An 18,277-nucleotide genomic window follows, 5' to 3' on the forward strand; every position below is an offset into this window, starting at 1 on the left:
GTTGTTTACAACTTCTCGTTATCTCTCATGCAACGTCAGAAAAACACAGTGTAAAAATAAATTTTGGTAAGCATTGGCGTTTAGCTATATTTTAAATCCAACGCATTTATTTTTATATTCTTGTAAATAAAAACTCAAACTAAGAGCTTCATTAAAAATAATAATATCGTTCAAACAAAAATCGAAATGAAGAAAATTTAAGATAAAAACGTATAAACCATCTAAAATAATTTGGACTTATAATTTTTTAATTCATGAAATTAATATAAATGTTTTCTGTTTCAACATTTATTTGTTTTGCACCAACATAGAAAGTTGAACCGTGCGATTTAGCCTTTAACGTGCGTCAAAAACAAGCATTTTCAGCTGACAAACTTCTCAATACTCAGTAGCAACAAATACGCTAACATTATAAGTTATTGTTTTTAATGGAATTGATTCATTCCTCACGGAGCTTTGTCGTATTAGTAACAATGCGATTAAAATGCCATAAAAATAATTTGTCTGAAAACCTACAGCGAATTTGATTTAAAACAAATCAAAACCTCTCCATCTGCCTTTTTACCCATAAACACATTCAAAACCGCATGGTTGATCCAGCTTTTTTCCGTGGCATACAAAATGCAATTTGCGTTATTAACTGGAGGAATGCAACGTGGATATATTTTTTATTATCGTCGGTACGGTTTTAGTTAACAACGTTGTCCTTGTTCAATTTCTTGGATTATGTCCTTTTATGGGCGTATCCAATAATATTTCGACCGCTACCGGAATGGGTTTGGCAACGACATTTGTACTAACTCTATCGGCAATGTGTGGTTGGTTAATCGAACATTTAATTTTGCAGCCTCTAGAGTTACAGTTTTTAAGAACACTTAGCTTTATTTTAATTGTCGCTGCGGTTGTGCAATTTACCGAACTCTATTTAAAGAAAACCAGCCAAGCGCTCTACCAGAGTCTAGGTGTATTTCTGCCACTAATTACCACCAATTGCGCAGTCCTTGGTGTATCGCTGCTCACGGTTCGGGAACAATTTAGTTTTTTTGAAAGCATGATTTATGGCTTTGGCGCAGCGATTGGTTTTTCTATGGTTATGATAATTTTCGCCGGACTACGCCAGCGTCTAGCTCTGGCCGAAGTGCCACAAGTATTTGAGGGTGCTCCGGTGGGTTTAATAACAGCAGGATTACTGTCGATGATATTTATGGGGTTTGTCGGCCTAGTTTAATACCCGGGGCTGGAGTTCAATCGAGAGAAAAATCATTTTAGAGAACTCTAACCACGCCAAACTCTTTTGAATGGTCGGCAAAGCATCAAAAATTTTCGTTAATTTATTTATCCGATAAATTCCGTTTTTACATTGGAGCTTTATTACATGATCGCAGCCATTGGTGTTTTAACTGTAATGGGTTTATCTCTGGGCTTAGGTTTAGGTTATGCGGGACGTGTATTTCGCGTAGAAGGTGATCCTCTGGTAGAAGAAATTGTAGCCATGATGCCAGGCACACAATGCGGTCAATGTGGTTTTGCGGGCTGTACTCCGGCGGCAGAGGCTATTGCCTCGGGTAATGCCCCTGTAACCTGCTGTCCTCCTGGTGGAAAAACGCTGGCCGAAACAATCGCACAAAAACTCGGAATCGATGTAAATCTTGATGACCTCAGTGACGAGATATTTTTCGCTCAAATTAATCGCGAATTGTGTACCGGCTGTATGCGCTGCTCGAAGGTATGCCCCACTGACGCCATTGTCGGTGCCAACAAACAAATTCATGTAGTTTTCAGCGAGGCCTGTACCGGCTGTAAAGCTTGTCAAAAAGCCTGTCCAGAAGATTGCATTGAAATGAAACCTGAATTGGTAACCATTGATAATTGGCAATGGCCACAACCGCAGAAAGTGGCGTAATTTTTTAATTATAGGAACCTCTGATTAACTCATCCTTGATTTAATCAGAGGGTAGAAATTGAAAATGTGATTTCCAATTTCTTCACAATTTCAATCACTTACAGTTCTTGAAATTGGCGACACATCCTTGTGTCGCGAAAAACTCTAGGTTAATCAGAGTTTCCTATATTTTTTGTAATTGAATTTTGGGCGAGACTATTTTTAGGGTCATCTGATTAATTCGTCCCTATGTTACTGGAAACTCCAGGTTAATCGGAATTTCCTTTAACTAAAAATGCAAACCTCTGATTGGTAGCAATAACTTTTTCAGAGTGATCTCAGGTATTTCGATAATTTCCAGGAGTGTTTTATGTGGTTTTCTCCATTTAGAGGCGGTGTTCATCCCGACGGCTTTAAAGAGATGTCATCGCAATTACCCATAAAAACACTGCCACTTCCCAAAGAATTAAGAATAGCTTTACGCCAACACGCAGGCAGCGACGCAATACCAATTGTAAAAGTGGGCGATTACGTTTTAAAAGGCCAATTAATCGCGAAAAATGGTCCAGGCTTATCTGCCCCTATACACGCACCAACATCTGGAATTGTCAGCAATATTATGCCGGTAGTTGCAGCTCACCCTTCGGGTTTAGAGAGCACCGCAATTGTCATTGCAGTCGATGGAAAAGATCAGGCCATACCAAACACATCTAACCTTGATCCATTTACTCTGGATAAAAAATTATTATCCGATCGAATTGATCAAGCAGGAATAGTCGGCATGGGTGGCGCATCGTTTCCCTCGGCAATCAAATTAATTTCGGCTACAAAAACTCACATAGAAACTTTAATTATTAATGGCGGTGAATGCGAACCCTATTTAACCGCAGACGATCGATTAATGCGCGAACGCGCCGATGACATTGTGTTAGGTGCGCGTTTGATACGCTACATCATCGATGCCGACCGTGCCGTTATTGCCATTGAAGACAATAAGACGCAAGCCATCGACGCTATGCGCAAAGCAACTAACAACGTCGAAAATGTTGATGTGGTCGTAGTGCCAACACGGTACCCAATGGGCTCTGCCAAACAGATGATACAAGCCGTTATTGGCAAAGAAGTACCGGCGGGTGGGCGCAGTTCCGACGTGGGCGTATTAATGCACAACGTTGCAACCACCTACGCAATTGCACGCGCACTCACCCAAGGTGAACCGTTAATTTCTCGTATTGTTACGGTCTCAGGAGGTGCGATAAAACAGCCTCAAAATGTCGAGGCATTAATTGGCACACCACTTTCACACTTCGTAGAACACTGTGGTGGTGTTTTAGCAGAGCCCGACCGAATTATTTTAGGCGGCCCCATGATGGGCCACATTATGCCAAATCTAAATGTACCTTTAAATAAAGGTTCCGGCGGCGTTTTAGCATTAACACGCAAAGAAATATCCGATGAAGGATCGTCGCCCTGCATTCGCTGCGGCCGATGCGTTGATGCCTGCCCAATGGGTTTAGTACCTCTCGAAATGGCCAATCACAGTAAACATCAAGATTTTGATGGTGCAAAAGAATACGGATTAAAGGACTGTATATTGTGCGGATCTTGCGCTTATGTGTGCCCTTCACACATTCCACTGGTGCATTATTTTCAGTACGCCAAAGGTGAGCTGAGTAAACAACAAGTTGAAAATCGTCGCGCCGATTTTACCCGCGAGCTGGCCGACTCTAAACGTGAACGAAAAGAAAAAGAAGCCCAGGCAAAAGCTGCGGCCAAAGCTGCCAAACAAGCTAAATCCAAAAAACCTTTAAAAGCAGAGGCTGAATAATTATGGCCATCGTTAGTATCTCATCGCCTCATGCCCACGATAACTCATCCGTGCAGCGTTTAATGTTGCACGTATGTTTAGCGTTAACCCCTTGCTCTATATTAGGATTTTACCTGTTCGGCTTACCGTCTGTAATTATGTTCATAATTACGATTTCTTCTGCATTATTTTTTGAGAGCCTGTGCCTTAAATTAATGAACAGATCTCAACAAAGATTGCTTGACGGCTCTGCGTTATTAACAGGCTGGTTATTGGCACTGTCTATTCCACCTTGGGCGCCTTGGTGGATCAGCGTTGGAGGATCGTTTGTTGCTATTGTTATTGGCAAACAACTTTACGGTGGCATCGGCCAGAATGTATTTAATCCGGCAATGCTAGCTCGAATTGCGTTATTAATATCATTCCCGGTACAAATGACCACATGGGTCTTACCAGTAGATACTTTTTTTGAATTTAATTTTTTAGAAAGCCTAAACATTATTGCATCGAATACCAATATTCCCGATGGTTATACCGGTGCCACGGCTCTTGGGCATTTAAAAACAGAACTGACTACCGGTGCAGACGCAACCGCTGTACTCGCGTCAGATTTTAATGCGTCTAACGCGCTACTGGGCTTAAGCTCTGGCAGTTTCGGCGAAACCTCGGCGCTATTAATTTTACTGGGCGGTATTTGGTTATTAATACAAAGAATTATTAGCTGGCATATTCCTGTTAGCATGTTAGCAACCGCGGCTATTTTAGCGACGCTTTTTCACTGGTACGACCCGTCTCAATACGCCGGAGCCCTGTTTCACACACTTTCAGGCGGCATGATGCTCGGCGCATTTTTTATCGCCACAGATCTCGTCACGTCACCGTCAAGTAAAAGCGGTCAGCTCGTATTCGGCTGTGGTTGTGGTGCATTGGATTTTATTATTCGTACTTGGGGCGGATTTCCTGAAGGCATAGGCTTTGCGGTTTTATTTATGAATGCCCTTACACCACTAATTGATATTTATTTTAGACCACGAATTTACGGTAGAAAAATAGACGGCACACCTAAAGTTTATCAACGCTAAACGGTATAAGAGTTTCTAAAAGGTTTTATTATGAACACAACCGTACTTGAACCCAGTTATCGCAACCGGCTTGGTTATCATTCCATGGTACTTGGGGGAATTTGCGCGATTGTTGCAGCGTTTATTATTTTAGGTAACGATGCGACCCACGAAAAAATTCAGCAAGAGCTCAAACAAGACCAAATTAATACACTCAGCCAAGTGTTACCGCCAACTTTGTACAATAACGACTTACTCACTAGCACCAAAAATATTGTTTGGAATAACACAGAAACAACGGTGTACATCGCCAAACAAGATGACATACCCGTAGGCTTTGCGTTTCCGGTTGTGGGTTACGGTTATAGCGGCGCTATTCAACTTATTATGGCGGTTAACGGCAATGGAGAAATTCTTGGCGTGCGAGTAATTAGTCACGCAGAGACACCAGGGCTTGGCGATAAAATAGAAATCAACAAAGATAATTGGATTACCGAGTTTAATGGCCACTCATTAGTGTCTAAATCAGAAAAGCAATGGCATGTTAAAAAAGATGGTGGTGATTTTGATCAGTTTACCGGTGCAACCATTACTCCGCGTGCCGTTGTCGCTGCGGTTTACGATGGACTCGCATTTTTTAAAGACCATAAATCTGAATTAACACAAATCGAATCGGTACCTAAAGAATAAAGGTTAATCTCCCACTAAAAATTATCCCAGCTCTCCGTAACAGCAGCTAATTTAGATTCAATAACGAGGTTTAAACCGTGAGCGAATCCATCGAAAATCGCACCGAAAAAACAATCCAATACAAATCTCTTTTCTCGGAAGGATTATGGAATAACAACGTTGCTCTGGGACAAATGCTCGCGCTTTGTCCGCTATTAGCCGTGACCACCTCCGCAACCAACGGATTTGGCATGGGCGCAGCTACATTGGTTGTGATGATTCTAGCAAATCTCGTGGCATCGGTTTTTAGAGGCTTTACAACACCAGAAGTACGTATTCCGGTGTTTATTGTTTTAATTGCATCCATCGTAACACTGGTAGATATGTGGCTGAATGCTTGGATGCACGAACTGTATAAAGTTCTCGGACTCTTCATTCCCTTAATTGTAACCAATTGTGCAATTTTAGGACGAGTAGAATCCTTCGCATCAAAAAACTCCCCTGTTCCATCCATGATTGACGGTTTAGCCATGGGTCTAGGTTTTATTTGGGTATTAGTGGTTGTAGGCGCGTTCAGAGAAATTTTAGGCAGCGGAACCTTGTTTGCGCACGCTTCATTATTATTCGGCGAAAATATGCATTGGCTTGAAATTACCGTAATTCCAGAATACCAAGGCATATTATTGTTGGTATTACCACCGGGTGGATTTTTAGTGCTGGGTTTTTTACTGGCATTAAAACGAGTTATTGATGCAGTTTGGGATAACAAAACCAACTCTGCACAGCAAAATACACAAACACTAGACACAAATCCTTCAGTAGAGGCGAACGCATGAAAGTAAGTGTTGCATATACCGTAGGCGGTGCTCAATTTTGGCAAAATGTGGTTGTCGATGAAGATGCAACGGTTGAAGATGCCATCAATAAATCCGGTGTACTAGACAATTACGACATCAATTTAAAACGGCAAAAAATAGGTGTTTACGGTAAGTTCACCAAATTAACCGCCGCATTAAACGAGGGCGATAGAATCGAAATATACGAACCTATTATTCGTGTACTCGATGAAGACGATGATGACGACGATTAATGTGAGCTGGAAATTTTCCGCTAATTGAATAATTTAAAAATGTTCTAAATTGCCTCTGTATTATAAAAATGGTACATCCCACGGCCGCGATTACCTATTTACCTATTATTTAGATAAGTCACCAAGACCTGTTTGCGTCACCCTTATCTTCATCCTCGCCTTCATCTGCAAAAATTGATAGAACTTATTTAATAAGTTTTTAAGAAATAGTATTAAAACTCTGTTTGTCACGAACAATACAAGTGAGAAAGATTATATTTTAAGAACTCTGTAGCAAACATGACAACTGATCTATATCAAAAGTAAAAAATCCATAATATTCAAAGAATTAGCGAACAGTAGTGAAAATTTCCAGTGGCATACATAGTGCAATTTCATTTTCAGAAACTAAAACTCACTGATTAACGCAAATTTTAGGAGACGCCCATGGCTCGCATTGGATTATTCTTTGGTACCGACACCGGTAAAACACGTAAAGTCGCCAAAATGATAAAAAAAATGTTTGACGATGATACCATGGAAAAACCGGTCAACATTAACCGCGCGACTCCTGAAGAGTTCTCTGCTTACGATTTTTTAATCTTAGGCACTCCAACCTTAGGTGAAGGGTTGCTACCAGGAATGTCGGCGGATTGCGAAAACGAGAGCTGGGAGGAATTTTTGCCACAAATTGAAGATATTGATTTCACCGGTAAAATCATTGCTTTATACGGCCTTGGCGATCAAGTTGGCTATTCAGAAGAATTTGTTGATGCCCTAATGGAGCTCTATACATTCTTCAATGAGCGTGGTGCAAAAATTGTGGGCGCCTGGCCAAACGAAGGTTATGAGTTTGATCACTCAGAAGCGCTTGTAGACGACAAATTTGTGGGTTTAGCACTGGATTTAGACAACCAAGCTAATTTAACCGAACAACGTGTTAATGCCTGGTTACAAAGTATTTCTGGCGACTTTGATTTAAACCTTTAACCACTAAGCTACACACGCTCTAAACGCTCATTTTATAGCGTTAACGTAAAAAGGCAGCAATTAAGCTGCCTCTTCTAATTTTTTCCACGCCGTGTAACCACCAGCCATGCTGTATACGGTTTTAAAACCAATACTGCCAAAGAACTCCGCCAGATCCTTGCTACTGTTACCGTGATAGCAATAAATTAACACTGGCTGCTGAAACTGCTTTTTCTTAATTAACTGCTCGGTAAGCCCATCGTGTGCCAGCATTGCACCGTCTATATGCCCTTCTTTAAAAGAATGTGCATCTCTAGAATCAAGAATCAACGGGTTATCATTCGCGATAATAGCCTTAGCCTCAGCTACTGTAATTTCGGTATATTTCGTCATTTCAACCTCCAGTAATATTCATATTGAATCAAACAACAATGCTTATTTACCAAGAATTCAGATTTTAACGGAATTCAATTAGTACTTAGAAAAACCACGACACAACTAAGAAATATTCAGTTCTTATAACGCTCATCAAAATCTAATGCAAATATACATCAACAAACATGCCGCTTTTTAAAGTCATAAAGAATAAATATATAAATCTCTAGGTACAGCGATTGCAAGCGGCTGTAATTAAACCCACTACCAGCCAAAATAGCTATCATTAAAAAAATGGTCACGATAACAAGACGGCCTGGTTGCAGGTGGGCATATCTACTGACATCTCTTTAACGGTAATACATGATTATAACGTGGCAAAGTCTATGATTGAAAAGTTCGTGGCTGAAAGGATTACACAGTGGACAAACAATAATATTCTCACGCCCGCAGAAATTGATTGCGCAACCGCTGTGATGCTTAAAATATTAGACGGTAAATGCAAGATGCCCAGTAACGAAAAAATTATTATGCAATCGTTCTACATTGCTGTTAAAAACCAAGAAGGATTGTACTTAGATCACAGCTACCACGAATTTATCGAACCATTCTTAGAGCTTCGCAAAGAGGAAATCTCTGAGGAGCAAATTCTCGAAATCTACGAAAAACGTGTACTGGCGGAAACGCAAATTTCACGACCAGTCATGAAAAAATTTAAATCTCGTCTAAGGCAGGAAGGTATTCTTCCTGAAAAATAAAATTTTCAATTTATTAACAAGGTTTTAACATGTTGAATTTCTATATGGCACCGGGTTCATGTACGACAGGCATTCATATTCTACTGGAAGAATGTGAACTGATCTTTTCTGCCAATATCGTAAATCTGCCTAAAGGTGATCAACATACCGAACAATACAGAGCTATAAATCCACGAGGCACCATACCAACGCTAGTGCTAGACGATGGAACCAGCCTCACCTCGTTTGAATCTATCGCCTGGTGGCTAGCACAAACCAACCCAGCAAAAAAACTCCTTCCAGAAAACCTAAATGAACAGCTAAAAGTTATGGAAATAATGAACTTATGCGTTCACACTCTTCACGGCTCAGGATTTACACGAATTTTCACTCCAGAAAAATATTTCCTAAATGATCAAATCAATACTGATGAACAAAAGATCATCTTAAAAAATCAGGCCGAGAAAATAATATCGGAGGGATTTACATACCTAGCAAAAACCATAAAAGGACCGTTTGTAACAGAACAATTCTCCATCGCAGATGCGGCACTCTTCTACGTGGAATTCTGGGCAGATAGAACCAATATCGAAATGCCGCAACAATGCATATCACACTACGAAAATATGAAACAAAGAACGGTAGTAAAGCAGGTTTTGTTAGAAGAAGGGTATAGAATTTAACTACATTCTATTCTTTAATTAATTATGAAACCATCAAATCAATTTATAGGAAACTCTGATTAACCAGAGTTTCTCGCGACACAAGGATGTGTCGCCAATTTCAAGAACGGTAAGTGATTGAAATTGTGAAGAAATTGGAAATCACATTTTCAATTTCTTCCCTCTGATTAAATCATGGATGAGTTAATCAGAGGTTCCTATAGAAACTTGTTCGATTTAACGACCTCTACTTGCCCAAAAAGATCTTTACTGCTATTAAAAATAATAAACTCATTTAAATATTCGCATATATTATATCTGTAATCCGCTGTAATAAACTCCATAATAATTCTCGGCTATAGTGTTTAAGAGTAATTTCAAGGCAGCCGTAATTATCACTATCACGGATTCTTTATGGTATTGAAAATAGTTGCAGCGCTTGTCTCTGCAAAGAAAGAGTAACTCGGAGAAAAAACATGCCAAAATTTGGACAATTAAAAGGTAATGTGAAACATAGGGCAATTGCTGAAGACAGACACGCCCCAACAATGCCCGACACAAATGCAGCAGTTTGGGCCCGAAGTATAACAACCACGCGAGTTGCTGATCTTTTTAAAACTCTGCCGGGATTACCGGGTCATTGGGCTCAAATACAAGGATTAGTAAATGCCGGCAACGGGCATTTTTATACCACAACTCAATATGGTCAGGGATATAATAATGGAGGCAGAACTTCCGACGAAGGCAAACAACTTATAAAGTGGATTGCTGATGCAATTATCAGCGCTGCTAACGACGCTGATTTTGACTTTCCGTTACAGCAACTTCGATTTACTTCTGATGTCGGTTGGCTAAAAATTCAAAAGGTAAATGGTATTCTACACATTCGATCAAGACCTTAACTAAAAAGGCCAGAAACTTATTTTAATGGAAGAATCACAAAATAGATAATTTTTATTTAAGAAATGTATGAGCACTTAGCTAGATTAAAACAGGTAGAGTTGTTTTATAAGAAAACAGCACTCTAACTGTTTTAACGGTAACTGCTTTAACTTTTGATAAAAATAGTAATCGTAATATTAATTACTTATCGCTCTTTCTTGGGTTTCAGTGTCGCCGGAGACTCGCTCAACAACTTGCTCCTGTGTGCCTAAGATTTCAGATACGATAATCTCTGCGGCATCATTAACCTGTTGTTCATCGACAATACAGGTAGTGATATTCGGTTTGGAAGGTATTTCAAACATCGTCTTTAACAATACCGCTTCCATTATGCCTCTTAAACCACGTGCTCCTGTGCCACGGTCTAGGGCTTTTTGTGCAATTAATTTTAATGCAGCCTCGGTAAACTCTAGATTTACACCTTGGTATTTAAATAATTGGCGATACTGTTTAACCAAAGCATTTTTAGGTTCTTGAAGAATTCTTAACAGAGCGTCTATATCAAGCTCTTCTAAGAAGGTAATAATTGGGAACCGGCCAATAAATTCTGGAATAATACCGAATTGCTGAAAGTCTTCGGGACTCATCATTGGATAGGTTTCAATATTGGTTTTCTTTTCGTTTTCAGAAAGTATGTTGGTTGCAGAAAAACCAATACCACGTTTTGACGGTTGCACACGTTCGGCAACTATTTTATCTAGGCCAGGGAAAGCACCACCAACGATAAACAAAATATTGGTCGTATCTAACATGACTTCTTCGCCATTACCGCGACGTTTATCACCCTTAGACAATTTTACCTTCGAACCTTCAACCATCTTTAACAGAGCTTGTTGAACTCCTTCACCAGAGACGTCTCGAACAGCAGTCACACCGGCGCTGGCACGGGCGAGCTTGTCGATTTCATCGATATAAACAATGCCCCATTCTGCACGGTTAACATCACCGTCTGATGCCTCTAACAAACGCTGTAATACGCTATCAACGTCATCGCCCACATATCCGGCTTGCGTTAAGGTGGTAGCATCGGCAATAACAATGGGAACACCAATAACTTTGGCGAGACTTTTTACCAGTAGCGTTTTACCCGTACCCGATGGGCCTGCCATCATGACATTGGATTTTTCCAGTTCTGTACCTGCCTCAACCTGCAAAACCTCGGCATCGTCGCCCTGATTTAGAAGCCTTAAATAGTGATTATAAACACCCACCGACAGGGTTTCTTTAGCGCTATTTTGGCCGATAACATAACTGTCTAAATGTTCTTTAATTTCTTTGGGTGTGCGCAAACTATTAATCATAGCCGCGCTTTGTTTTTTTCGTCCCCAGCTGGATACGACTTGATGAGCAAGACTCACACAGCCTTCGCAGATCATACCGTTATTGCCGGAAATTAGCGGTACATCAGGAGATTTTTTTACACCACAAAATGAACATTCTGCTACTGGGGTTTGCTCTGTCATAGATGAGACCTCTTTCTAATCGAATTTGATACTCGTGATGTTTAGGCTAATGATTTCAACCAATTACGCTGATGATTTTTCCGATCGCGATCGGTTAGTTTTTCAATAATAATAGGAAGGGCGTCATGTAAAGGCACGGAACCTTGTGGGTAAATTTTTTCGCAGTAAATTACATGAAAACCCATAGGCGATTCGACCACATCACTTACTTGCCCAGACTTTAATGCAAACAAGGTATTTTCAACGCTTGAAAATAAGATACCGCGTTTTACACGACCTAATTCACCACCATTCATGGCCGTAGGGCATTCTGAATATTTCATGGCTTGTTCCGAAAATCGCTTAGGCTTTTTTTGCAGACGCTGGGCAATTTGTTCAGCTCGGCGCCGGGCTTCGTCTCGACAATTTTCAGGGAAATCTGGATTTTCGGTGATAAGTATGTGTCTGGCTTGACGAGTCTCTGGTTGATCAAACTTGTCAGTGTTCATATAGTAATAGAGCTTTGCGTCGGTCTCGGTACATTCTGGTACCGATGCAGACACCAAATCCATGACGGCATCCACCCGTAAATTTCTTGAAACAGCTTGTGCAAGGCTTTCGTTATCGAGATTATTCTTTTCGAGTTCTTTTTCGAATTCTTCACTGTTTGCATATCGTGCGGCAATATTGTTGATCTCTTGTTGAACTTGTAAATCGCTAATGACAACTTGAGAAGCTTCTTTGCTTTCTAGAATACGTTTTTGCAGCGCGAGCTGTGTACGGGCAATTTTCTCGGCTTCGTATTTTTTGGTACTATCTAATGAGTGATAAGACTCGCCAAATCTTCCTGCCGCAACCTGAAGTACGGCATAACGAAATTCATAGGTATTGAGTTCGGTAGCGTTCATAGGCAGATATTTTAAGCTTGGTAAGCATTTAGAATGTTAATCACAAAAAACTATAGAAATCTCTGATAAACCATCCGTGATTTAATTCAGAGGGCAGAAATTGAAAATGCGCTTTCTAACTTCTTCACAATTTCAATCACTTACCGTTCTTGAAATTGGCGACATATGCCTGTATCGCAAGAAACTCTAAGTTAATCAGAGTTTCCTATAAAAACGGCAATTGCTAACGAGTTAGCTATACAGCAACCCGATCTAACTCCGGGTTTTCGACTTCTTCTAGGCTTGCGGCTAGTATTTTTTCCGGAAATAGGAACACTCTACCGTTAAATCGAACATGGTATTTAACCATATCATCCGACTTAACGATTTTTTCTATTTCACCTTCGTCGGCCTTGTCGGCAATGAGATCACCACCAATTTCAACACGAATTTTACAAAACACTTTTTCACGAAACTCAAATCGATTCGGTATCCATGGTGCGTCTGCTAAGATTAATTCTTCCTCTCGACAACCGACGGTTTTACCGGCCTCTAAAAAATGCACACGATAAATAATTTGATCTTGCAGATAGGTTCCAACATCATAGATGGAACCTATTTCACCACGACGAACCAACATTGAACCCACCTCTTCACCCGGATATGTACCGTCATTTCGTACATTACGGGTGAGTCTGACTTCGGTTCCGTAATCGTATCTGGGCTTCATGGTAAATTACTCCAAAATAGAGTCTAGAGGTACGAAGGTAGTTTGTGGTTCGTGCATGCGAAATACTTTAAACACCTTCTCTGTAATCGCATCCGACTCTACAAAGTCTTGATAAGCATTGGTCAATAATTGCTTATAAACATCTTTTAGCACATCTTCGTTTTCTTCAGAAGACATAGATGGTTTAGCTTTTTCAAGATAATCATGAAAGCGTTGCATTATGTGTAGGCGATTTACAAAAACAACTTTCTGATCAAATTCAATTTCGAAGTATTCCAAAAAATCTTCTGCTGAACTCAATTCTTCTAACTCTTCTAAAAACTCTAGATCACTCATAACATCACCTGTATTGTGAACCAATTTAAATTAAATATTGTTGTTATAATGTTTGAATGCTTAGCGAAGGTACTCTTAAAAATCTTAAAAACCGTATTTCGAACCTCTACTTTATGATTCATTTTCACGATTAATTCATCAACGCCTTAATCACAATTTTTTATTGCGTAAACTTTTAAGCGACGACCGTTAACTTACCAAAATTGGCGGCTTTTCTTCGTTGATAGCTCTCTACGGTTTCGAGTAGATAACCAGTACCCAATCGATCTTCTGTGTCTAGTTCACGTACTTTTTCTAACATTTGTACGCCTTCTTCAATGCGATTTAGGCGCAAATTTAAATAACCTGCACCTTTTAAAGCCAATAGGTAAAAGCGCACTAATGTCATTGAAGTCATCAAACCGTAGCCTAATGTTGTCATGTCCAGTTTACGCCACGGAATATTCATATTTAACTTTTCAGCAACAATAGTCATTGCTTTGTCGGCGCAATCAAGAGCATCATCGTAACGATGTTGATAATAATAGAATCGATAAACAGCCACTAATACCGATAGGCTTTTAGGTGCTAAAAAATACGCTTTTAACAAAGAAATCTCTGCATTGCCTTCGGCGTAAGCTTCTGACGCCATCTCGATTAATGTTGACACTCGCTCAGACAATTGCTCGTCAAAATACATTTCGCCGCCAGAAAAATCATGTAGATCCATCGCTTTTACCTACAATTAAAGATAACAAAAATATCTGAAGATCACTAAAATTTTTAAACACCCTCAAATATATCGAGAGTTTTATAAAACCTATTTCTCACACTGCGAGTTCTATGCCTATTTTTGCAATCTCTTCGGCCTGTAGAATTTGATGTGCAAAATCTATCAATACCGAGTCACTAGGACTTATTTTAAATTCTGTGCAATATTTTCTGACGTTTTGTAGCAATTGTTGTAATTGCGATTTATTCAGATGAATACCTAATTTTTCGCAATGTCGATTTAAATGCGCGGTACCAGAATGCTTACCTAATACAAATAAATGCTCCCGGCCCAACTCTAACGGATCTAATGATTGATAGTTGTTGCGATCTTTTAATAAACCATCAACATGGATGCCAGATTCGTGCATAAAAACACCGGCACCGGTAATGCTTTTTTGCCAGGCTACTGGTCTACCCGAGGCATTAGCGACGTATTCAGAAACATCAGCAATTGCTTTCGTATTGATACCGGTATCTAAACCATGCAGATATTTTAAACCAACCACTAATTCTTCGAGCGGCGCATTACCTGCTCGTTCACCTAAACCATTTACCGTGGTATTAATGTGCGTTGCACCGGCTTTAACTGCGGCTAACGTGTTTGCGGTTGCAAGACCATAATCGTCGTGGGCGTGCATTTCTATATGCAAGCCGGTTGCTGCACGTAGATTAGAAATGCGTTCAAATGTAGTAAATGGATCAAGAGCACCTAAGGTGTCTGCAAATCGAATTCTGCTCGCTCCGCAAATTTCGGCAACCTCTGCCACCTGTGCTAAAAATTCTTCATCGGCTCGGGATGCATCTTCACAACCTACGCAAACTTCAAATCCCAAATCAACCGCTTTTGGAACCCATCTACGAATTCTATTAAGAACGTCGTCGCGATTGGTACCCAATTTAAATTGTATTTGCTGGTCGGAAACAGGAATCGAAAGATCAACCAAATGCACACCGGTAAAACGCGCCGCCTCAAGGTCGAATTCTGTCATTCGACACCACGCCATTAAACGTGCGTTTAATTTTAACGCAGCAATTTGACGCATGGATTCGCGTTCATCTTCACCCATGGCAGGAATACCAATTTCTAACTCGGGTACTCCCATGGCATCGAGCTTGGTCGCAATCACTAATTTTTCTTCTAAACTAAATGCAACACCGGCACTCTGTTCGCCATCACGCAATGTTGTATCATTTATTACGACATTTTTATTCATAGCTCAACACCTGTTTTATCAAGCTAATCAATAGAATAGCGGTATACACCAATCGAATTATTCCCGGTCTTTAACGACGGTTGAATTCATTCGTTAACGGCTTCTACTGTGCTGCAACTGACATTCCACAAAAAAATTCTATAAAAATCATTAAGATATAGATCTTGTCGGTAATAATTCTTCAACAAACATAACAAAGCATTAACGCTTGTCGTAATTACGACAAATAAATTCTTATTGAGTCCGGCAGATAATTTCGATTTTAAGCTACAAAAAAAGTACGATTTAAAGCAAGCTGTGTCTCGCTCAATAACTGTGTTGTGAGTGATTAGCGCAGACGAAATATTAGAGATGTAAGAAAGGCAGTTTGAATTTAAACAACGTTCAAATAAAAAAACCGCGCCCGAAGACGCGTTAAAGCATTTCGCTTCAGAAGAGTAGAGCTACTTCTCGGAGGTTGGTAGAAGTATGGATGGATTAATCCCTAATTAGGAATTTCACAATTTTACGCACGTTTAAAGCAAGAATCTATTAACTGAGCAAAATTGTATTGCTCAGTTAAAAATTCATAAAGCTCATCTAATAAACGTGTTAATCAATCATTACGCGTAAACTGGTGCAAATGCGGCTTCAGGATTTTCAATTGGGCCGTTTTCTCCCCAGTAAGGCGAAAGCTTACGCAGCTTGGCAACAATTCCAGGAACCTCTGCAATAACACGTTCAACTTCTTCCATGGTGTTATAACGCGATAGAGAAAAACGAACCGTTCCATGTGCTGCGGTGTACGGAATACCCATGGCCATCATTACATGTGAAGGTTCTAGCGAACCCGAAGTACAGGCAGAACCACTTGAAGCCGCAATGCCTACTTTATTCATTAATAATAAAATGGCTTCACCTTCGATAAATTCGAACGCAATACTCGCGGTATTAGGCAGACGATTTTCAACATCGCCCGTGGCAAAACAATTTGGAACGGCGGCAAGAATTCCCTCTTGTAAGCGGTCGCGCATGGCTTTTACGTGAGTATTTTCGAATTCAATGTGTGAACCGGCCATTTCGCACGCTTTACCAAGACCAACAATACTTGCCACGTTTTCGGTACCTGCCCGTCGACCACGCTCCTGATGACCACCGCGTAACAATGGACGGAAGCGAGTACCACGTTTTAAATACAGTACACCAACACCTTTAGGTGCGTGTAATTTATGACCCGACATAGACAACATGTGAATGTAGCTATTTTCAAGATCGATAGGAATTTTACCTACTGCTTGCACGGCATCGGTATGGAACATAATACCTTTATTGTGAGCAAGTTCTGCCATTTCTTCGACAGGAAAAATAGTACCAGATTCATTATTTGCCCACATAATACTGACAACAGCAACCTTATCGGACAATAATTTTTTGTACTCGTCTAAATCTAAACGACCTTTATTGTCTACTTTTAAATAATGAACGGTATAGCCTTCGGTTTCTAGATATTCACACAAATTTAATACCGCAGGATGCTCAACAACCGTGGTAATAATTTCGCGGCGTTCAGGTTGCGCTCTTAGTGCCGATAAAATTGCCGTTGAATCTGACTCTGAACCGCAAGAGGTAAAGATAATTTCGGAATCGAATTCAGCACCGATTAATCGTTGTACTTGTTTACGCGCTTTTTTTAGCGCCATTCCAACCTTATTACCAAAGCTGTGTAACGACGACGGATTACCAAATTGTTCAGAAAAAAAAGGCATCATCTCTTCAACAACCGCCGGATCAACCATGGTGGTTGCGTTATTATCCATGTAAATATCAGACATGATTACGCTCCTTCCATTGCAACGGGCATTTCGGTATCTGGCAGAACTTTTACAAATTCTCCCAACTCTTCGATTAAACGCTGTTGAATACCACCTAAAGTCATCGCTGCCATTTGGCAACCGTTACAAGCACCGGTTAAATGCACATAAATATTTTTACCATCAACATCCACTAATTCAACGTCGCCATTATCGGCTTGTAAATTAGGGCGAATAGATTCAAGAACCATTTCGATAATGCGAATGCGTTTTAAATTACCACTGGCTTTAGCCGCGGGTTTTGGTTTAGCTGCAACAACTGGAGCCGCTACAGGTGCACCACCAATGGCTGGGGCCATAAACGATTCACCTTTTTCGGCAAGAACACGCGTTAATACGCCTTCAATGGCTTCGTGACAGGAAGAGCAACCACCGCCGGCTTTGGTGTAGTTGGTAACTTCTTCTACAGTGTGAAGATTATTTGCGCGAATAGTTTCTTCAACCATAATTTCATCAATGGCGAAACATTTACAAATTAACGCACCTTCTTCGTGATCATCTTTCCACTCTTCACCACGATAATCTGCAACTGCCGCCTGTAGCGCTTCACGACCCATTACCGAGCAATGCATTTTTTCTGGCGGTAATCCATCAAGATAATCGGCAATATCTTGATTAGTCACTAACAAGGCTTCATCTAAGGTTTTACCCTTGATAATTTCAGTTAATGCCGAAGAAGACGCAATCGCAGATCCGCAACCAAATGTTTGAAATCCTGCATCTTCAATAATTTCGGTTTCTGGATTTACCTTTAAGGTTAAACGCAGCGCGTCTCCACAATTTATTGAGCCGACATCACCAACGGCATTTGCATCCGCTACAGCACCTGCGTTTTTTGGATCAAAAAAGTGTTCTTTAACTTTCTCAGAATAATCCCACATGGCCAATCCTC

20 protein-coding genes are annotated in these 18,277 nt (G+C 40.3%); 11 read left to right on the forward strand and 9 right to left on the reverse strand.

The window, feature by feature from the left end:
• Window positions 1–655: 655 nt before the first annotated feature.
• The 8 genes from rsxA (at window position 656) to ACYQ28_RS09715 (ending at window position 7,478) form a co-directional block, all read left to right on the forward strand.
• Complete coding sequence (rsxA, locus tag ACYQ28_RS09680; protein WP_460049680.1) at window positions 656–1,228, forward strand: electron transport complex subunit RsxA; 573 nt, start codon at window positions 656–658, stop codon at window positions 1,226–1,228.
• Between the two features lie 147 nt (window positions 1,229–1,375).
• Entirely contained in the window at window positions 1,376–1,903 is a 528-nt protein-coding gene (locus ACYQ28_RS09685; RefSeq protein ID WP_460049681.1) for an RnfABCDGE type electron transport complex subunit B, read from the forward strand.
• A gap of 349 nt (window positions 1,904–2,252) precedes the next feature.
• Entirely contained in the window at window positions 2,253–3,710 is a 1,458-nt protein-coding gene (rsxC, locus tag ACYQ28_RS09690) for an electron transport complex subunit RsxC (RefSeq protein WP_460049682.1), read from the forward strand.
• 2 nt (window positions 3,711–3,712) lie between these two features.
• Window positions 3,713–4,771 (forward strand): RnfABCDGE type electron transport complex subunit D, encoded by a 1,059-nt coding sequence (locus ACYQ28_RS09695; protein ID WP_460049683.1) that lies wholly within the window; start codon window positions 3,713–3,715, stop codon window positions 4,769–4,771.
• Window positions 4,772–4,801: 30 nt separating this feature from the next.
• Window positions 4,802–5,440 carry an electron transport complex subunit RsxG gene (rsxG, locus tag ACYQ28_RS09700; protein WP_460049684.1) on the forward strand — a complete coding sequence of 213 codons (639 nt, stop codon included), beginning with the start codon at window positions 4,802–4,804 and terminating at the stop codon, window positions 5,438–5,440.
• A gap of 77 nt (window positions 5,441–5,517) precedes the next feature.
• On the forward strand, window positions 5,518–6,255 hold the full coding sequence (locus ACYQ28_RS09705) for an electron transport complex subunit E (protein ID WP_460049685.1): 738 nt from the start codon (window positions 5,518–5,520) through the stop codon (window positions 6,253–6,255).
• Window positions 6,252–6,509 carry an RnfH family protein gene (locus ACYQ28_RS09710; protein ID WP_460049686.1) on the forward strand — a complete coding sequence of 86 codons (258 nt, stop codon included), beginning with the start codon at window positions 6,252–6,254 and terminating at the stop codon, window positions 6,507–6,509. Before ACYQ28_RS09705 ends, ACYQ28_RS09710 begins: the two co-directional genes overlap by 4 nt.
• A gap of 426 nt (window positions 6,510–6,935) precedes the next feature.
• Entirely contained in the window at window positions 6,936–7,478 is a 543-nt protein-coding gene (locus ACYQ28_RS09715; RefSeq protein WP_460049687.1) for a flavodoxin, read from the forward strand.
• A 60-nt stretch (window positions 7,479–7,538) separates the two neighbouring features.
• Here the strand turns inward: ACYQ28_RS09715 and ACYQ28_RS09720 are convergent, their stop codons facing one another.
• A complete protein-coding gene (locus tag ACYQ28_RS09720) occupies window positions 7,539–7,850 on the reverse strand; it encodes a thiosulfate sulfurtransferase GlpE (RefSeq protein WP_460049688.1) in 312 nt (103 codons plus the stop codon).
• A gap of 368 nt (window positions 7,851–8,218) precedes the next feature.
• Here ACYQ28_RS09720 and ACYQ28_RS09725 point away from each other — a divergent pair, with 368 nt between their 5' ends.
• The 3 genes from ACYQ28_RS09725 to ACYQ28_RS09735 all read left to right on the forward strand — a co-directional run bounded on the left by ACYQ28_RS09725 (window position 8,219) and on the right by ACYQ28_RS09735 (window position 10,133).
• Window positions 8,219–8,590: a hypothetical protein gene (locus tag ACYQ28_RS09725; RefSeq protein WP_460049689.1), complete on the forward strand. Its 372-nt coding sequence runs from the start codon at window positions 8,219–8,221 to the stop codon at window positions 8,588–8,590.
• Window positions 8,591–8,619: 29 nt separating this feature from the next.
• Window positions 8,620–9,252 carry a glutathione S-transferase family protein gene (locus ACYQ28_RS09730; RefSeq protein WP_460049690.1) on the forward strand — a complete coding sequence of 211 codons (633 nt, stop codon included), beginning with the start codon at window positions 8,620–8,622 and terminating at the stop codon, window positions 9,250–9,252.
• A gap of 455 nt (window positions 9,253–9,707) precedes the next feature.
• Window positions 9,708–10,133 carry a hypothetical protein gene (locus tag ACYQ28_RS09735; protein ID WP_460049691.1) on the forward strand — a complete coding sequence of 142 codons (426 nt, stop codon included), beginning with the start codon at window positions 9,708–9,710 and terminating at the stop codon, window positions 10,131–10,133.
• Window positions 10,134–10,310: 177 nt separating this feature from the next.
• On the opposite strand, the gene clpX is transcribed toward ACYQ28_RS09735, so the two are convergent.
• The 8 genes from clpX to nifU form a co-directional block, all read right to left on the reverse strand.
• Entirely contained in the window at window positions 10,311–11,636 is a 1,326-nt protein-coding gene (gene clpX / locus ACYQ28_RS09740; protein ID WP_460049692.1) for an ATP-dependent Clp protease ATP-binding subunit ClpX, read from the reverse strand.
• A gap of 41 nt (window positions 11,637–11,677) precedes the next feature.
• Window positions 11,678–12,523 (reverse strand): nitrogen fixation protein NifM, encoded by an 846-nt coding sequence (nifM, locus tag ACYQ28_RS09745; protein ID WP_460049693.1) that lies wholly within the window; start codon window positions 12,521–12,523, stop codon window positions 11,678–11,680.
• Between the two features lie 235 nt (window positions 12,524–12,758).
• Window positions 12,759–13,232 carry a nitrogen fixation protein NifZ gene (locus tag ACYQ28_RS09750; RefSeq protein WP_460049694.1) on the reverse strand — a complete coding sequence of 158 codons (474 nt, stop codon included), beginning with the start codon at window positions 13,230–13,232 and terminating at the stop codon, window positions 12,759–12,761.
• 6 nt (window positions 13,233–13,238) lie between these two features.
• A complete protein-coding gene (nifW, locus tag ACYQ28_RS09755; protein ID WP_460049695.1) occupies window positions 13,239–13,568 on the reverse strand; it encodes a nitrogenase-stabilizing/protective protein NifW in 330 nt (109 codons plus the stop codon).
• A 175-nt stretch (window positions 13,569–13,743) separates the two neighbouring features.
• Window positions 13,744–14,277 (reverse strand): hypothetical protein, encoded by a 534-nt coding sequence (locus ACYQ28_RS09760; RefSeq protein ID WP_460049696.1) that lies wholly within the window; start codon window positions 14,275–14,277, stop codon window positions 13,744–13,746.
• A 97-nt stretch (window positions 14,278–14,374) separates the two neighbouring features.
• Complete coding sequence (gene nifV, locus ACYQ28_RS09765) at window positions 14,375–15,535, reverse strand: homocitrate synthase (protein ID WP_460049697.1); 1,161 nt, start codon at window positions 15,533–15,535, stop codon at window positions 14,375–14,377.
• A gap of 602 nt (window positions 15,536–16,137) precedes the next feature.
• Window positions 16,138–17,346 carry a cysteine desulfurase NifS gene (gene nifS, locus ACYQ28_RS09770; protein ID WP_460049698.1) on the reverse strand — a complete coding sequence of 403 codons (1,209 nt, stop codon included), beginning with the start codon at window positions 17,344–17,346 and terminating at the stop codon, window positions 16,138–16,140.
• Between the two features lie 2 nt (window positions 17,347–17,348).
• Entirely contained in the window at window positions 17,349–18,266 is a 918-nt protein-coding gene (gene nifU, locus ACYQ28_RS09775; protein ID WP_460049699.1) for a Fe-S cluster assembly protein NifU, read from the reverse strand.
• Between the last annotated feature and the right edge of the window lie 11 nt (window positions 18,267–18,277).

It is taken from the genome of Sessilibacter sp. MAH1 (assembly GCF_054658315.1).

What these genes read in the sequence shown, in the direction of transcription:
- ACYQ28_RS09760 (WP_460049696.1), bottom strand. Translation starts at nt 14,277, where the DNA reads ATGGATCTACATGATTTTTCTGGCGGCGAAATGTATTTTGACGAGCAA.
- nifM (WP_460049693.1), bottom strand. Translation starts at nt 12,523, where the DNA reads ATGAACGCTACCGAACTCAATACCTATGAATTTCGTTATGCCGTACTT.
- nifV (WP_460049697.1), bottom strand. Translation starts at nt 15,535, where the DNA reads ATGAATAAAAATGTCGTAATAAATGATACAACATTGCGTGATGGCGAA.
- ACYQ28_RS09750 (WP_460049694.1), bottom strand. Translation starts at nt 13,232, where the DNA reads ATGAAGCCCAGATACGATTACGGAACCGAAGTCAGACTCACCCGTAAT.
- clpX (WP_460049692.1), bottom strand. Translation starts at nt 11,636, where the DNA reads ATGACAGAGCAAACCCCAGTAGCAGAATGTTCATTTTGTGGTGTAAAA.
- ACYQ28_RS09735 (WP_460049691.1), top strand. Translation starts at nt 9,708, where the DNA reads ATGCCAAAATTTGGACAATTAAAAGGTAATGTGAAACATAGGGCAATT.
- ACYQ28_RS09685 (WP_460049681.1), top strand. Translation starts at nt 1,376, where the DNA reads ATGATCGCAGCCATTGGTGTTTTAACTGTAATGGGTTTATCTCTGGGC.
- rsxC (WP_460049682.1), top strand. Translation starts at nt 2,253, where the DNA reads ATGTGGTTTTCTCCATTTAGAGGCGGTGTTCATCCCGACGGCTTTAAA.
- rsxG (WP_460049684.1), top strand. Translation starts at nt 4,802, where the DNA reads ATGAACACAACCGTACTTGAACCCAGTTATCGCAACCGGCTTGGTTAT.
- ACYQ28_RS09720 (WP_460049688.1), bottom strand. Translation starts at nt 7,850, where the DNA reads ATGACGAAATATACCGAAATTACAGTAGCTGAGGCTAAGGCTATTATC.
- ACYQ28_RS09695 (WP_460049683.1), top strand. Translation starts at nt 3,713, where the DNA reads ATGGCCATCGTTAGTATCTCATCGCCTCATGCCCACGATAACTCATCC.
- nifW (WP_460049695.1), bottom strand. Translation starts at nt 13,568, where the DNA reads ATGAGTGATCTAGAGTTTTTAGAAGAGTTAGAAGAATTGAGTTCAGCA.
- ACYQ28_RS09730 (WP_460049690.1), top strand. Translation starts at nt 8,620, where the DNA reads ATGTTGAATTTCTATATGGCACCGGGTTCATGTACGACAGGCATTCAT.
- ACYQ28_RS09715 (WP_460049687.1), top strand. Translation starts at nt 6,936, where the DNA reads ATGGCTCGCATTGGATTATTCTTTGGTACCGACACCGGTAAAACACGT.
- ACYQ28_RS09725 (WP_460049689.1), top strand. Translation starts at nt 8,219, where the DNA reads ATGATTGAAAAGTTCGTGGCTGAAAGGATTACACAGTGGACAAACAAT.
- nifS (WP_460049698.1), bottom strand. Translation starts at nt 17,346, where the DNA reads ATGTCTGATATTTACATGGATAATAACGCAACCACCATGGTTGATCCG.
- ACYQ28_RS09710 (WP_460049686.1), top strand. Translation starts at nt 6,252, where the DNA reads ATGAAAGTAAGTGTTGCATATACCGTAGGCGGTGCTCAATTTTGGCAA.
- nifU (WP_460049699.1), bottom strand. Translation starts at nt 18,266, where the DNA reads ATGTGGGATTATTCTGAGAAAGTTAAAGAACACTTTTTTGATCCAAAA.